The organism is Metabacillus litoralis, assembly GCF_020524045.1.
Lineage (GTDB): Bacteria > Bacillota > Bacilli > Bacillales > Bacillaceae > Metabacillus > Metabacillus litoralis_C.
The window spans coordinates 44,683-58,802 of record NZ_JAIVKL010000002.1 but is presented as its reverse complement, the minus strand read 5'-3'; the positions used below and the strand labels follow the sequence as shown (position 1 = coordinate 58,802).

Sequence of the window (14,120 nt, the reverse complement as noted above, 5' to 3'; positions counted from 1 at the left end):
GTGTGGAAGATGATAGGCATTATTTCATTAGGATTAATAATAGTAATGGCAGAAGTACCTAGTCTTATTAGAAAGCAAGAGAAAAAACAACTATGGGTGTTCGGTATCCTATTGATTTTAGGAGTAGGTTTAAGTATAGCTAATGCTTTAAACGTACATATACCTAACCCTTTAGAGGCACTGATATTCTTCTATCAGCCAATTAGCGATGTTTTTATGACTTGGTTAAGTTAGGTAACATTTTATTGTGAAGTGAAATTTTTTGAAATCGATGTGAAGAAGTGATGCTATATAGATACGTATAAAATAAGCTCAAAGCAGTTGTTTATACTAATTTTCCTTTTTGAAATTGGTAGTTCTATTGTTGTAGGTCTAGGATTTAATGCAAATCAAGATGCTTGGTTGGCAATTTTATTAGCTTTAATAGGTGGAATCATTCTTTTTACTATTTACTTCTTACTATTTAAACAAAATGCAAATAAAACACTAACCGAATACTTAGAAGATATATTAGGTAAGTACATCGGGAAAGTTTTTGCGATTTTTTATAGTTTGTATTTCTTTTACATAGCAGGAAGGGTATTACGAGATTTTGGTGACTTAATCATCACTACTGCACTTGATAACACGCCTTTAATAATCGTCAATTTAATCATTGTTTTACTAGTGATGTACAGCTATTACTTGGGATTAGAAGTCATTGCAAGAGCAGGCAGTATATTTTCTATTATCTTACTATTATTGGCGTTATTCTTCTTTATATCTGCTTTTATCGATCAACTACCGAAAGTGGAAAATCTCCTTCCTGTTCTAGAAAAAGGATGGGAACCTGTTTTAAAAGCAGCCTTTCCATTAACATTAACATTTCCCTTTGGTGAGATCATCGTTTTTACTATGATATTTCCATTATTAAATCGTCAAGATCATGTTTTTAAAGTAGGTCTAGCTTCTTTAATTTTCAGTGGCACCCTTTTAATGTTAACTATGACAGTTATTCTAAGTATATTAGGACCTACAGTTGGAAGCACAGCACAATTTCCTTTAATGGATGCAATAGAAAAAGTGAATATAGCTAATTTTATCCAACGGTTAGATCCCATTGCTCTTGGCATTCTTATTATCGGTATCTATTTTAAGACCACTATTTTTTATTTTGGTGGTTTGTACGGTCTTGAAAAGATATTTAAGATAAAAAAACAAAAACGAATATATCTATTAGTCATAACAGCTGCAGGGCTACTTGCGAGTTCAATTTTTATGGCTGAGGGGCTTACAGAACATCTACGAATAGGGCTAGAAATTGTTCCTTTATATTTACATATACCACTTCAAGTATGCATACCTTTCGTTCTTCTTATTATAAGTACTTTTAAATACAAAATGAAACTTAAAAATATATGACTAATGGATATTTTTTTAGATGTAATAAAAAAGCTATAAAGTAATATAGTTTAAAAAAATCACTTTGGTGATATTGAGAGAAGATCAGAAAAATTGCGTGAAGAAAGGCGAGTTTTGAATTAGTGGAAGATCTCTTTATACTATGAAAAATAACTTAACAGATATTTTAATTGGCCATAGGGCATCCCTTGTTTTTAAAGAGATGCTTTTTTGTTTGCAAACATGCGTTTGTTATGAAGTGTAATGATCCATTTCATATGATTATCGAATAAAACTACATCAGCTAGTAACGGAAGATTTACAAATTATCAACATTTTACCAATGAATATAAAGTCGAAAATACACAATAAATGTCTTAAAATGTCGATATATGTAATGAGGTAATTAAGGGAGGGCTAAGCTTGAAGAGTAAATTGAAAGTGAATTGGCAGAGTATATCTATAAAAATGTTAGTTTTACTGACTATTATTATTGTTATTTCAGTTTCAACAATTGGGTTAACTAGTTATTTCATTGCTAAAGAACAATTGAATAAAGCTGGTAAACAAGAACTTTATCACATTGTAAATAGTACATTAGCTACATTAGAATCGATAAATAATCAGGTGGAAAATGGTAGTTTAACACTAGAAGAAGGTAAAGAGGAAGCAAGGGTCCTTTAGAGTGGTCCGAAACTAGAAAATGGGGAACATGATTATAAAAAATCTCATTTTTTATATAAAGGAGAAGGCTATATCCTCGGTTATGATGCAAAGTTTTCTTCACAAGTTCACCCTAGTAATCCAGTAGGAGATATTCCTGAGGATACGACAAATCGTGAAAAAATGGTTAAAGGTTCAGTAGCTTCCTCTATAGAAGACAGGTATATCTATTTCGATGATTTGAATGATGAAACAGGAGAAATGAGAAAAAAGATATCATATATGACGCATTTTGAGCCATGGGATTGGTCGATTGGTTTAACCGTGTATGAAGATGAATTTTATGAAGGTTTAGAAATCGTTAAATTTATTATTTTATGGGGTACATTAATTATTATTTCGATAAGTATATCAGTGTTTTACTTAGCGATAAGAAAAAAGATATCCTTATTAAAAGAAGTCGCATTAGTGTCAAATAATATTGCGAATGGACAGATTCAGGCAACAAATCTAGCTGAATCAACCGATGAAATAGGTCAGCTAGCTGCCGCGTATAATAAGATGTCGAATCAACTTTTAAAATTAGTACAAGGTGTAAAAAGCACAAGCTCGTACCTATTAGACTCTGCAACTGAGCTTTCTGCAGTATCAGAACAAACTCTAGCAAGCAGTGAAGAAATTGGGACCGCTATTAATGAAATATCATTAGGAACTCAAGAACAAGCGAGTGATTTAGAAAAAATTAACGAAAGTGTTGAAACTTTGACTAACTCAATTGCTTTAATGAACCAACAAAGTAATATTATTAGAGAAGTGACTGGTAAGTCTAGGATTTTATCGAACGAAGGTAATGAAATCGTTACATCATTAAGAAAATCTAATGCTGCATCTTTAACAGCATCAGAGAAAATAAATACAGGTATAAAAAGTTTATACGATAAAACACAGGAAATTCATCATATTATGGAAACCATAGAAAACATAGCTGCTGAAACAAATTTACTCGCATTAAATGCTAGTATTGAAGCGGCTAGAGCTGGGGAGCATGGAAAAGGCTTCTCTGTAGTAGCAAATGAAATAAGAAAACTTGCTGAACAATCTAAGAAAGCAACAATTCAAGTAAGGGAAGTTGTATCAACGATTGCAACTGAAACTGGTCATACAGTTGAAATTGTTGAGCAAACAATGCTCACTTCAAATCAATTAAATAACGATGTAGTAGGAACACAGGATAAGTTTGACCAGTTATCACATTCAATAATGGAAACTGTATCAGCACTAGAAAGTCTAACTAATGAAATAGAGAATATTACTAATCAGACTACAATAATTGGAGATGGAATTCAAAGTTCATCAGGTGTTTCAGAACAAACTGCAGCATCTGTTGAAGAAATTAGTTCTTCAATTGACGAGCAAAACAGTGCGATAGGACAGGTTGCAAAATCAGCAGAGCAATTAAATGTAATGAATAAAGAGCTGGATGATATGTTGAGTAAATATCATATATAAACAGATATATAACAAAGAGGCAAACTGAAATCTAATTTTTCAGTTTGCTTTTTTTATTCTTTTGAATAAATTAATTAAGTAAATATAAAGACGTTTGGATATATATGTTAAAATGTTGATAGATTAATATAAAAAGGGTTAAAAGATTTCAAAACAGTAGCTGAATATAAATGTTTGATGGTGATAAGGTGCATCCCTTTGAAGAACGTAGCTAAAGCTCATATAAACGATTTGAATAAGTTAGTATATACAGACAGAGAGGTTTTATTGGAGATGATAGCCGACAAGCTTATAGTAGAAACGCTATTGAAGAAGAAACATGTATAGTTTTATAAGAAGATCATGTAGTTGGATTTTTATTATATGCCTATAATGAAAATAGATGATTACTAGATATCATGTAATCCAGCTGAGTTGATGTAGATTTAAGGAAAAAGAAACATCATGGTAAAATCAGGGTAATAAAATACAAAAAAGAAGGTTACTTAGTGGAGTTTTTAACTGAAAAATTATTATTTATTGGATTATTTATTTTTATCATTCATTCGATCGAAACACTTGCCTATGCGGTGAGGCTATCAGGTGCGAGAGTGAAGATGATTGCATCTGCTTTATCTTTATTTAATATAATGGTCATCGTTTCAAGGTTAGCGAATATGATGCAGCAGCCTTTTACAGGTAGCTTAATTGATACTGCTCCATCAGAAAATGCCTTGGAATTTGTAGAAACTCAATTTCGGTTTCTTATTGGCGCCTCAACGGTTGGAACAGTGTTTGGTATCATTTTGTTACCTACATTTATCGCTCTCTTTTCTCGGGCAATTATTCATTTATCTGAAGAAAAAGGCTCTGTTCCTTCCTTAATGAAAAAGTTATTTTCATTTCAATACATAAAACGTGGTATTACTCATTTTAACTTACCAAAGTTTTCATATTTGCGGGACACAAGGGTTAAGGATATTCCAGTACGTCTATTTTGTATAAATATGGTTATAACAGCAATCTATACAATTGGTGTATTATCAGCACTATATGCAGCATTAATAGCTCCTGAAAGAGGAAATACAGCAGTTATGGCATCAGGTTTAATAAATGGTATAGCAACAATACTTTTGGTTATTTTTATTGATCCGAAAATATCTGTTATAGCAGATGATGTTGTAAATCAAAGGGGAAGTTACAATAAGCTAAAAAGTATGTCTATTATGATGGTCACTTCGAGGTTATTAGGAACATTTCTTGCTCAATTGTTGTTTTTATGGGGAGCAAGATATATAGCGTGGTTCACAAAGTTCATGGTTTAATCGTTATTATGTCAAAAGGGAATGTATTGGAAAACGTATAAGACTAAAGAGAGGATCATATAAATGAAACGAATTAATTACTCGATACAGTTAGTAAATCTGATAGACCTGTATCGAGCTAAACCTTAACTTCTATCAGTTAACTGTATCGTCCACAATCTATCTTAATAAGTAGTGGAGGAGTAGTTATGACAAATAATAACGAGCTAAAAAAAGAATGGTTAAAGTATGAAAAGCTTAATTTTGAAGGCTGGGATTTTTCTCATATAAAGTATAGCTGGGAAAATGAAGCTCTTCCTTGGAATTATGCAAAAATTATAAAGAACTACTTATCTAAAGACTTACAGTTACTTGATATGGGTACTGGTGGTGGAGAATTTCTGCTCACCTTAAATCATCCTTATGAAAAAACCTCGGTTACAGAAGGCTGGAAACCAAATATTGAACTTATAAAAAGCAAATTGGTACCTTTAGGTATCAAACTAGCTCCGATTGGCGACGATGACATCATTGATTATAGTGACAATAGTTTTGATATGATCATTAATAGACATGAATCATTTAATATCGAAGAGGTTAAAAGAGTTTTAAAACCTAATGGTGTATTTATCACACAACAAGTTGGTGGTGAAAATGGGAACCGTTTATCAAAAATACTTATTCCGAACTTTCAACCAAAATATGAAACACACAATTTAATGAATACTTTACATGATTTAAAAGAGAATGATTTAGATATAATGTTTGCTGAAGAAGTCTTTCCTTACCAAAAGTTTTTTAACATGAAAGCTCTTATATATTATGCAAAGGTAATAAAATGGGAATTCCCAGGGTTTAGTGTAGAAAATCATTATATCCAGCTGTTAACAGTTTATAACGAATTAAAAAAGAATGGATATGTATTAAACAATGAACATCGATTTATAGTAGTTGCTTCCAGTAAGCAAAAAACTTAATAATTGAAGTCATGTTGCAACAATTGAGCACTATCCCAGAACAAGGATAGTGCTTTTTAGCATTCTGAGCTGTAATAAAGGTTCAGTTGAAAAAGACTTTAGGACACATAAATGAACAAAAGAGTTGAATAGAATGGATAAGAAGAGTTCATCCATTGGATTATTATGGTAAAATTAGTGAAGGAGGGATTACATTGAATTTTAAAATATATAGAATTCTACATCTTATTTTAACAGGTATCATTACTATCCCGATAACAATATTTTTAGCTGCAGGAGCAATAGGTGAAAACTATACTGAAAGCTTCTTTGTTGACCCGGAACTTCTACTTTTAATTGTTTTATGGTTCATTGGTGCTGTTATCTCGTTTCATAAAAGGTTTGCTAAGTATGGATTAATTATTAGTGCATTACCTATAATATTTTTTGTTGGGGCTATTCTTTATTCAATAATAAGCGGTTTTTTTATATAGATTTACTAACATATGAGGGCGTGTCATTCTAGACCCTCAATCAATAGAGTGCATTCCTATAATAGAAATTTTAGCTAGTTATTTATGAGAATACTAGTTACAATTGTATAAATATGTTATATAATGTATTATTATTCAATTAAGGAAGGGGATGAAATAAATAATAATTTCTGCAACAACTGCACATGCAGCGGTGATTCATGATTTAATGATGAAAGCATTTGTAGAATATAGAAATGAAATTCCTCCATCAAGTGCTTTAGACGAAACTGTTCAGTCGATCTCAAACTCATTAGAAAAAGGAGAAAAAGCACTAATCGCTCTTGAAGATAATATACCCGTTGCTATGGTTAGATTTCAATTAAGTAATGAGGGTTTATATTTTTACAGACTATCGGTCATTCCAGAAAAACAAGGTAAAGGTATTGCGAAAACGATTTTGAAACATTTGGAGGAATATGCAATAAAAGCTGGTGTAAATACAATGTTATGTAAAGTCCGCAGTAGTGTGCAACGGAATATACAGCTATATCTTTCTACAGGATATAAAGTATCCGAAGAACAAGTCGTATTTAACCCAAATGGTGTAAGTATCAAAGTTGTTTCAATGGAAAAAAAGATTTAGTTTTACAATTGTTAGTAAATTTTATTACTTATGAAATTGTTGTAAGAGTTGAAAGGAGTGATGGTAATTGCAACTAAAAGTTGAATCCCCAGATTTTAACGACTATTTGAAAGAATTAGAAGAAGCCGATTTTTCTCATCCTATATTTGAGAAAACGGTCTTTAATTTGTTTAATAACAAACAAACAGAAATCGAAAAGGTTAAGACAGCATTTGAATTTGTAAGAGACAAAATATCTCACTCATGGGACATTCAAGGCACTAAAGTTACTTGTAAAGCATCAGAGGTTCTGCAATACAAAGAAGGTATTTGCTACGCTAAATCCAATTTGTTAGCTGCTTTATTAAGATCACAAGGTATTCCAACAGGTTTTTGCTATCAACGATTAATGATATTTGATACACCTGAAAAGGGGTATTGCCTACATACACTCAATGGAGTCTTTATTAACAGTTTAAATAAATGGATTCGCGTAGATGCACGAGGAAACAAGCCTGGTATAAAAGCTGAATTTTCAACAAATGAGGAAATTTTAGCATTTAAAATAGATAATAATTACGATGAGAAAGATTATCCAACTATATATACCGAACCTAATAGAAAAACGATTGATACTTTGAAAGAAAGTACCAATGTTTTAGAAATGTATAAATACCAATTACCAGATGATCTATAAACATGCTATGAAATTGCTTAAATCTAAGTTTGTTGATGGTAATGATGCCCTTACTTTAATGTAAACTTGGAATTTTATTTGTAACGTGGAGGACTTTTTCTATGAAAAAATTGATTGGAAAAAAGAGGTCATTATTTTAGTAGCTTTAGCAACTATGTTTTTTATATTGCATTCAACACCAAGCATGGCATTAAGAACACAAGTATTATTTATGGGTTATCCTAAAGCTGCTTTGACATCTGAGATTATAGATGATAAATATCATAACGAAGTAGATAGAAATAAATTTGCTAAATTAAATGCCAAAGCATACACCTTAATAAAACCTCCGATTGAAAAAGCTACACAAGGTGAGTTAAGAAATTTCCTTGTCAAAAAATTTGGTTTTTTTTATTTAGCAGAATACTATGGTGAGACTTAATTGTTACAGATAAAATTAGTGAAGTATATTCAACAATTGAATGCTATCCATAAAAAAGGCTAGTGCTTTTCCTTTATTTTTAGAAGGTGGAAAAATACCCCATAAAATCACCAAAAGTGATACCATTAAAATATAAAAAAGGAATGGGGGGGGCATAAAATTGTTATATGAAATTGATTGGATAAATGTAATCGAACATTTTATCATTATATGGCTAATCGTCATTTTTTTCACATATATCAATAAAACATCTTTACCTGCAAAAACAAAAGATTACGTTCAACTTGCGGCAATTTTATTTATTTTACTTACTATTTTGCATTTTATGGGTTTTGAACTTTATATTACCTTTCGTTTAATAGAATGGGCTACAAAATTTGTTTTGCCTTGGGTAGCTTTGTATTGGCTTGTTAGATTAATAAAAGTATTTGAGAAAAAAAGCTAAACCGTTTATCTTCCTTAGCTCAGGTCTGATTTCTAAGCTTTTTGAGGGCTACTATTAAGTGAATATTAAGGCAATTTATTCGATAAGAATATAGATGATTTGAGTAGTAGGAGTTGATTAGATAGTGTTTAGAGATACGATTCCAAGTGTTTGGGAAACAAAAAATCTCAAAATGAAGGACCTAATTCGAGAAGAAATACAAACTGTTCAAATGTTATATGAACAAGGAAGTTTTATACATAACTGGGATGGAAGAAACCTAGATAAAGAGTTTGTTCATCGTTGTTTTACTGTTGGTGATCTACCACCTAATGGAATGAAAGAGCGATTTAAAACCCATGTAATTAGATTGAAGGATACTGACCACATAATTGGTTTACTTACAACGTATCACGGATACCCACAGCCTGAAATCGTGTATATTAACTATCTTTACATTGATAAAGAATATCAAAAACTTGGACTGGGGCAAGAAGTGGTTTTTGAATTGTTAAATATACTAAAACGGAAAAATTATAATGAAGTTCGTGCTATTGTTGCTATGAAAAATTGGGCAGCTCTAAGGTTTTGGAGCAAAGTAGGACTTAATACGATCAATGGGATTTTTGGAGATAAAGAACATAGTGTAGGAAATTACGCTGATATAGAATTAATTAAGATGTTATAAGTTGGTGCTATTAAATATTGGTTAGTATAAAGCTTATGTTGATTTATAGCACCTTGTTGAATGTAATGAAAGTGATTGGGATTCTTATATAGAGAAATGTGTCAAGAGGAAACCTCATTCGTTATAGAGGGTGGAGCTTCCTAACCTAGTAAAAAAGGGTCCTATTTACACCAGGAAAAGTGAATATTTAGAACAAGTTTGAGAACTTTTAATTTTTGTTTTGATTTTTAAGTACTTTTAGAACAAACCATATAATAAGTCCTATAATAGCTATGTAAAACAAAATGACGAAAATAGGTACCATAGTAAAAAAGGTTATCCAATTCATTTTGAAGCTCCTTTCAAATAATTGTTAAGTGAACCATAGTGTTAAAATCTATCATCCTATGCAAAAAAACTACCTAATGCAGCTATTGAGTTTAGAAGGATATGGATGATAATTGGAACAGAGAGTCTGTTCGTTACATAATAACAAGTTGAGAAAATAAGAGAAGATAAAAATAAATTAGGAAATCCAATCAAAGTAAAATGCCAAGTTGCAAAGACAATTGAAGTTAAAATAATGCTTATCATGGCATTTGTTTTTTTATAAAAAAAACTTTGTATATGCCTTCTAAAAACAACCTCCTCTAAGATAGGTGCAATAACAACTGACACAGTTGCCACAATCGGCAAAGCTTTTATTAAGTTATTTGTATTAGAATTGGATAAAGATACACCTAATATTTCTTTTAATTGAGTAATAAAATTAGTGCCTATAATTAACATGATGAATCCAACAATTACAACTAGAATAGATTTTGAAAATGAAGATTTTTTCTTAGAAAAAGGAGAAAACTTTAATTCTTCTTTTGATAGAAATAAAACAACTGATAATAAAATAGGGAATAACAACAAATTAATAACAGCTTTTGAATGAGGATTAAATTCAACAAATATACCCAATAAACTCATGATACTTAATATTCCGAAATAAACAATGATTGAAGAAAGAATTCTATTTTTTATCACTAAAACTCCTTGACGTGTTAATCGATCTGGAAAATTATACTATATAGAAATACTTTTGTACATGATAAGTTCATTTCATAGAAACATAACTTAAATAAAAGCTCTGTTAAACTTTGTTGTTGGTTTCCGTTACAGACATTCGCTTTCCCGGGAAAAAATGCAGTTCGTTTTTTCCTAGGTCCGGGAGACTCCTCGGCGGCAAGCGCCTGTGGGGTCTCCCTTTGACACGCTTCTCCCGCAGGAGTCTCATGCCTTTCACTCCAATCAACAAAGTGCTAAAAATCAACATTAAGCTTTAACATAGCCTAAATAAAAAAGAAAAGGGGAGTTCTTGTGAAAAAAATTTTTATTATTTTGTTGCCAATATTATTGCTGGTAATGGGGTGTAGTGGGGGTAAAAACCTAATAGATTTTGATCATACCAAGTTAAAAGAAGAAATAAAAGAGCAATCATTTCAACCAAAACTGCCTAGTAACCTTCCTTTTGATGTGGAAGAAGCAATCTTCACTCCACCTCCTAAAGAACAACAACCTAGTAGCATCCTTACTTTTGATTTTTTTGGTCCTGAAAATGAAAGTGGAAACAAAGACCATTTGAGTTTAATGACTGTTAAGGGTGGTAAAGTTGAGTCAGATCTAGAATATGAAGATGTTAAAATAGGTGATTTAAAAGGAAAGTATGCACTAAATGATGGAAAAGAAATGATATTAAATTGGATAGAAGATGATGTTTATTATGTATTAACTTTTTATGTACAACAATCTGACACCAAAATATCAAAAGAAGATCTAATTAAAACGGCAAAATCATTTGAGTAAGCGTAATATTGTATTCACATATAACGAGTAAGTTTCTTTAAAAGACCTCTGAATGTTCTATTTAACGCAAATGGTATGTAGAATTTTACTGTAACGAAAAGATTAAAATAAATTGAAAAAAACTAGATTAAACTGTAAAGAGGGATGTTTATGGGAACAGGTAAAGTTATTTTAATAGCGATAATGGCTGGTATATACTCAGGTATAATGGATCATTTTGAATATAGTTACGAAATTAATAACATGCTAAGTAATGTGATCCTTACATTCTTAATATTCATGACTGCTTACCTAGTGTCTAAATCAGAAAGAACAAGTAAACCTGAATAAAACATTAACGTATGGAGTGATGTGTTATTTTGAGAATAATTAAATTTAGTAATAGTGCGTTTTTCTGGAACTGTGGAAAGACGCTTATTCAGTTTAAGACATTTAGAGGTACTTTCTAAAATTGGACTTCCAGAATATTTATTAAATAGAATATGAAGATGCTAGCTTGCTTGTACTTAAATAAAAAGGAAAAACAATAAAAAAATCGAATGAATATTATAGATATAGAGATAACAGGCGGAGATTATTTTATGAAACTTACATATAAACCTAAAAATCAGTTTTCTTCCGTATTAAATCATGTTCATAATACTTTTAAACAAGTACTATGTTCTGGAGCTTCAGTTTTTATTATCCATAATGACACTATCGTATTAGAAGAATATATAGGAAAACAATCCAATAAAAGAGACGCAAGAATGGTGAATGAAGAAACTCAATTTCATGTAGCTTCAGTAAGAAAAAGCTATATTGGTTTTGCAGTTGCTTATGCTTTGTATCATAAATACATTGATAACATAGATGACCTTGTATTGAAATACTTACCTAAACTTGACGAAACTATTTGGAAGGAAACGACGATCAGGCATTTATTAACGCATACACACGGTCTATCACAAAGGCAGGAAAATGTTTTTCGAGAGTATCTTCCAGGGCAAAGCTGGACATATCAACAAGTAGGCATAGATGCTTTAACTGAAATTGTAAAGAAGACGACCCAGAAATCAGTCTCAGATATTATTCACGAGCATGTATTTAGTCCTTTAGATTTTAGTGAATCAAATTGGTATGTACACAAGCACGATAAACTTGTAGATGTCATTCTTCCCCGTTCAGGAGATGAGAATTGGCAAACAAGTGAAAGCACCGAAGGAGACAAGGCGAATATGTATGTGTCGACCCGTGAATTAGCTTATTGGGGGTATTTACATCTCAAAAACGGAAAGATAGCTGGAAAACAAGTTGTTCCAAAAGGTATTGTACAAACCGCTACATCCCTACAAAGTCCTTTACTAAAAGACAAAGACTTACCTCAAAATGGATTTTTATGGTTTGTAAAAGATTTACCTGCTAAAAAATCAGAAATAGGTGCAACAATTCCAAAAGCATCATTCCAGATACTAGGTTACACGGGTGTAACTTTGTTGGTCATTCCGAATGAAAACATAGTAGCAGTTCGTATGTTTAATAGTTTTGGTTCACCTGAAGGATATGATTATCTATCTGATGTTAGATCGTTTGGAGACACTGTAATGAATTGTCTGCAAAATGAATGAATGTTTGGCTACAATTAAAATTAAATGAGGAGAACTAAATAAATGAAACATATTACATTTGATGATATTTATACCCTTGGAAAAGTAGTGGTTGAAAATGACCAATATAAACATTTTCATTTTCCGGAGATGTTGACTAGTTATAGTAGTAATTTTATTGAATATAAACATTTACCCTCTTTAGCTGAATTTACAGAGGTTGAAAATTATTTGAGAGAATATCATTTGAAAAAGGGTCAAAAACATGTAAAATTTCATTTTCCTGCTAATGAAAAGCCTACAACAGAATTAATAGCTCACCTAAATGAGATAGGTTATGAGATAGGATTTATGGAGTTATATGCTATTCAACCAAATCAGTTTCCAGTGTTTAAGAATAACCCAGATATAAATATTGCAGTTGTGACAGATGAGAATTTAGAAACATATCTTACTCTTCAGTACCAACATAATTTGGAGTATGGATTTGAGTTTGCCACTCAAAAAGCGCAACTGATCAAAGGTCAATTCTTAGAACAAAATATTCTTCAAATCTTGGCCTATTATAAAGGTGATCCTGCTGGCTATGTTGATATTATTATATCCAATGAAACGGCAGAAATAGATAACCTAACAGTTGATGAAAAATTCCGGAATAGAGGGATAGGAAGAAAATTACAACAATATGTTATGCAATCTTTTCCCAAAAAAACTGTAATTTTATTAGCTGACGGAGAAGATACTCCGAGAGAAATGTACAAAAAACAAAATTACCAGTATCAAGGATTTAAATATGAAGTTCAAAAAATATATGAATAGTCATTATCTTTAGTGAAAAAAATGAATACCTGTACAATAAATATTTTTAAACGACTATAGAAACTTTTCTTTAACCAGTCTTTTAAGTTGAGAGTAGGATATATTATTTTTTCAAAATAATATATTCAAATCCCTAACGAGACATCATCAGATAGTTTGACCTAATAAGTTTGATGGTTAACATTTATAATTAAACTATATTTCAGAATTTTAGTATTTATAAAACCATAATGTATCAAGCATGTGGGTTATAGGAGGTGTAGGAGCATGGAATTTGAAGAAGTTTTAACTGTACATGTTAAAATAGAAAATACGAACAAGCTAAATAATAATGAAGGCGATACAGTAATCATGATTTCTTTTAAAGGTCATGTGACAGGTAAATATTTTACAGGAGAGATCCTTGATGGTGGAGTTGATACGCAAATTATTGGAAGTTTTGGTGATCGACATACTTTATCCGCTAGATATATGATTGAAGGAAAAGATGATAAAGGAGAACGATGCAGCATTTATATTGAGAATAACGGTCATGTTAACAAGCAAAAGACAAATATATTATTTAGATCTTATCCCAAAGTGATTACAAATAGTAAGTCGTTAGCTTTTTTGAACGAAGACATATTAGTTGCAGAAGGACTTCCAGCTGAGTCTGGTTTAGATATAAAGATATATAGACTTATGAATTAGTAAATGGCTTACAATATTAAATTTAAGGGTGGAGGGATAAAAATGAGTAGTTATAAAAAAGAAATTGTGAAGATTA

At 31.0% G+C, this 14,120-nt stretch carries 18 protein-coding genes and 1 pseudogene; 18 read left to right on the top strand and 1 reads right to left on the bottom strand.

From position 1 onward, the window contains the following. From LC076_RS03695 to LC076_RS03640, 13 genes and pseudogenes are all read left to right on the top strand, one after another. Entirely contained in the window at window positions 1-234 is a 234-nt protein-coding gene (locus LC076_RS03695) for a hypothetical protein (protein ID WP_413465939.1), read from the top strand. Between the two features lie 57 nt (window positions 235-291). Then, entirely contained in the window at window positions 292-1,401 is a 1,110-nt protein-coding gene (locus tag LC076_RS03690; protein WP_226666980.1) for a GerAB/ArcD/ProY family transporter, read from the top strand. A gap of 402 nt (window positions 1,402-1,803) precedes the next feature. Next, on the top strand, window positions 1,804-2,064 hold the full coding sequence (locus LC076_RS24475; protein ID WP_413465938.1) for a hypothetical protein: 261 nt from the start codon (window positions 1,804-1,806) through the stop codon (window positions 2,062-2,064). Window positions 2,065-2,130: 66 nt separating this feature from the next. After that, window positions 2,131-2,610, top strand: a pseudogene (locus LC076_RS24470) (cache domain-containing protein); the annotation flags it as partial. Continuing rightward, the gene (locus tag LC076_RS03680) at window positions 2,605-3,552 is read left to right on the top strand and encodes a methyl-accepting chemotaxis protein (protein ID WP_319005486.1); all 948 of its coding nucleotides are present in this window, start codon (window positions 2,605-2,607) and stop codon (window positions 3,550-3,552) included. The pseudogene LC076_RS24470 and the gene LC076_RS03680, both read left to right, overlap by 6 nt. 488 nt (window positions 3,553-4,040) lie before the next feature. Continuing rightward, complete coding sequence (locus LC076_RS03675) at window positions 4,041-4,856, top strand: lipid II flippase Amj family protein (RefSeq protein WP_226666283.1); 816 nt, start codon at window positions 4,041-4,043, stop codon at window positions 4,854-4,856. Between the two features lie 188 nt (window positions 4,857-5,044). Next, window positions 5,045-5,812 (top strand): methyltransferase domain-containing protein, encoded by a 768-nt coding sequence (locus LC076_RS03670; RefSeq protein WP_226666281.1) that lies wholly within the window; start codon window positions 5,045-5,047, stop codon window positions 5,810-5,812. A 194-nt stretch (window positions 5,813-6,006) separates the two neighbouring features. Continuing rightward, window positions 6,007-6,285 carry a hypothetical protein gene (locus tag LC076_RS03665; protein ID WP_226666279.1) on the top strand — a complete coding sequence of 93 codons (279 nt, stop codon included), beginning with the start codon at window positions 6,007-6,009 and terminating at the stop codon, window positions 6,283-6,285. Between the two features lie 208 nt (window positions 6,286-6,493). Then, a complete protein-coding gene (locus tag LC076_RS03660) occupies window positions 6,494-6,910 on the top strand; it encodes a GNAT family N-acetyltransferase (protein WP_226666276.1) in 417 nt (138 codons plus the stop codon). Window positions 6,911-6,977: 67 nt separating this feature from the next. Further along, a complete protein-coding gene (locus LC076_RS03655) occupies window positions 6,978-7,586 on the top strand; it encodes a transglutaminase-like domain-containing protein (protein WP_226666274.1) in 609 nt (202 codons plus the stop codon). A gap of 85 nt (window positions 7,587-7,671) precedes the next feature. Next, a complete protein-coding gene (locus LC076_RS03650) occupies window positions 7,672-8,007 on the top strand; it encodes a hypothetical protein (protein WP_226666272.1) in 336 nt (111 codons plus the stop codon). Window positions 8,008-8,167: 160 nt separating this feature from the next. Then, window positions 8,168-8,452: a hypothetical protein gene (locus LC076_RS03645; RefSeq protein ID WP_226666271.1), complete on the top strand. Its 285-nt coding sequence runs from the start codon at window positions 8,168-8,170 to the stop codon at window positions 8,450-8,452. Window positions 8,453-8,576: 124 nt separating this feature from the next. Beyond that, complete coding sequence (locus LC076_RS03640) at window positions 8,577-9,119, top strand: GNAT family N-acetyltransferase (protein WP_226666270.1); 543 nt, start codon at window positions 8,577-8,579, stop codon at window positions 9,117-9,119. 384 nt (window positions 9,120-9,503) lie between these two features. Here LC076_RS03640 and LC076_RS24325 read toward each other — a convergent pair whose 3' ends face one another. Further along, window positions 9,504-10,130: a CPBP family intramembrane glutamic endopeptidase gene (locus LC076_RS24325; protein WP_226666269.1), complete on the bottom strand. Its 627-nt coding sequence runs from the start codon at window positions 10,128-10,130 to the stop codon at window positions 9,504-9,506. A gap of 333 nt (window positions 10,131-10,463) precedes the next feature. Between LC076_RS24325 and LC076_RS24320 the strand changes: the two genes are divergently transcribed. The 5 genes from LC076_RS24320 (at window position 10,464) to LC076_RS03610 (ending at window position 14,044) form a co-directional block, all read left to right on the top strand. Further along, window positions 10,464-10,949 (top strand): DUF4367 domain-containing protein, encoded by a 486-nt coding sequence (locus tag LC076_RS24320; protein ID WP_226666268.1) that lies wholly within the window; start codon window positions 10,464-10,466, stop codon window positions 10,947-10,949. Between the two features lie 150 nt (window positions 10,950-11,099). Next, window positions 11,100-11,279, top strand: a complete 180-nt coding sequence (locus LC076_RS03625) for a hypothetical protein (RefSeq protein WP_226666267.1) — start codon at window positions 11,100-11,102, stop codon at window positions 11,277-11,279. 251 nt (window positions 11,280-11,530) lie between these two features. Continuing rightward, the gene (locus LC076_RS03620) at window positions 11,531-12,556 is read left to right on the top strand and encodes a serine hydrolase domain-containing protein (protein WP_226666266.1); all 1,026 of its coding nucleotides are present in this window, start codon (window positions 11,531-11,533) and stop codon (window positions 12,554-12,556) included. A 42-nt stretch (window positions 12,557-12,598) separates the two neighbouring features. Next, window positions 12,599-13,354, top strand: coding sequence for a GNAT family N-acetyltransferase (locus LC076_RS03615; protein WP_226666265.1), 756 nt, complete (start codon window positions 12,599-12,601; stop codon window positions 13,352-13,354). A gap of 267 nt (window positions 13,355-13,621) precedes the next feature. Continuing rightward, complete coding sequence (locus LC076_RS03610) at window positions 13,622-14,044, top strand: DUF3237 family protein (RefSeq protein ID WP_226666264.1); 423 nt, start codon at window positions 13,622-13,624, stop codon at window positions 14,042-14,044. The last annotated feature ends 76 nt before the right edge of the window (window positions 14,045-14,120 follow it).

Bases quoted from the DNA above. Each gene is read 5' to 3' on its own strand.
- LC076_RS03680 (WP_319005486.1), top strand. From the start codon at position 2,605: ATGTCGAATCAACTTTTAAAATTAGTACAAGGTGTAAAAAGCACAAGC.
- LC076_RS03670 (WP_226666281.1), top strand. From the start codon at position 5,045: ATGACAAATAATAACGAGCTAAAAAAAGAATGGTTAAAGTATGAAAAG.
- LC076_RS03660 (WP_226666276.1), top strand. From the start codon at position 6,494: ATGATGAAAGCATTTGTAGAATATAGAAATGAAATTCCTCCATCAAGT.
- LC076_RS03625 (WP_226666267.1), top strand. From the start codon at position 11,100: ATGGGAACAGGTAAAGTTATTTTAATAGCGATAATGGCTGGTATATAC.
- LC076_RS03620 (WP_226666266.1), top strand. From the start codon at position 11,531: ATGAAACTTACATATAAACCTAAAAATCAGTTTTCTTCCGTATTAAAT.
- LC076_RS03615 (WP_226666265.1), top strand. From the start codon at position 12,599: ATGAAACATATTACATTTGATGATATTTATACCCTTGGAAAAGTAGTG.
- LC076_RS03610 (WP_226666264.1), top strand. From the start codon at position 13,622: ATGGAATTTGAAGAAGTTTTAACTGTACATGTTAAAATAGAAAATACG.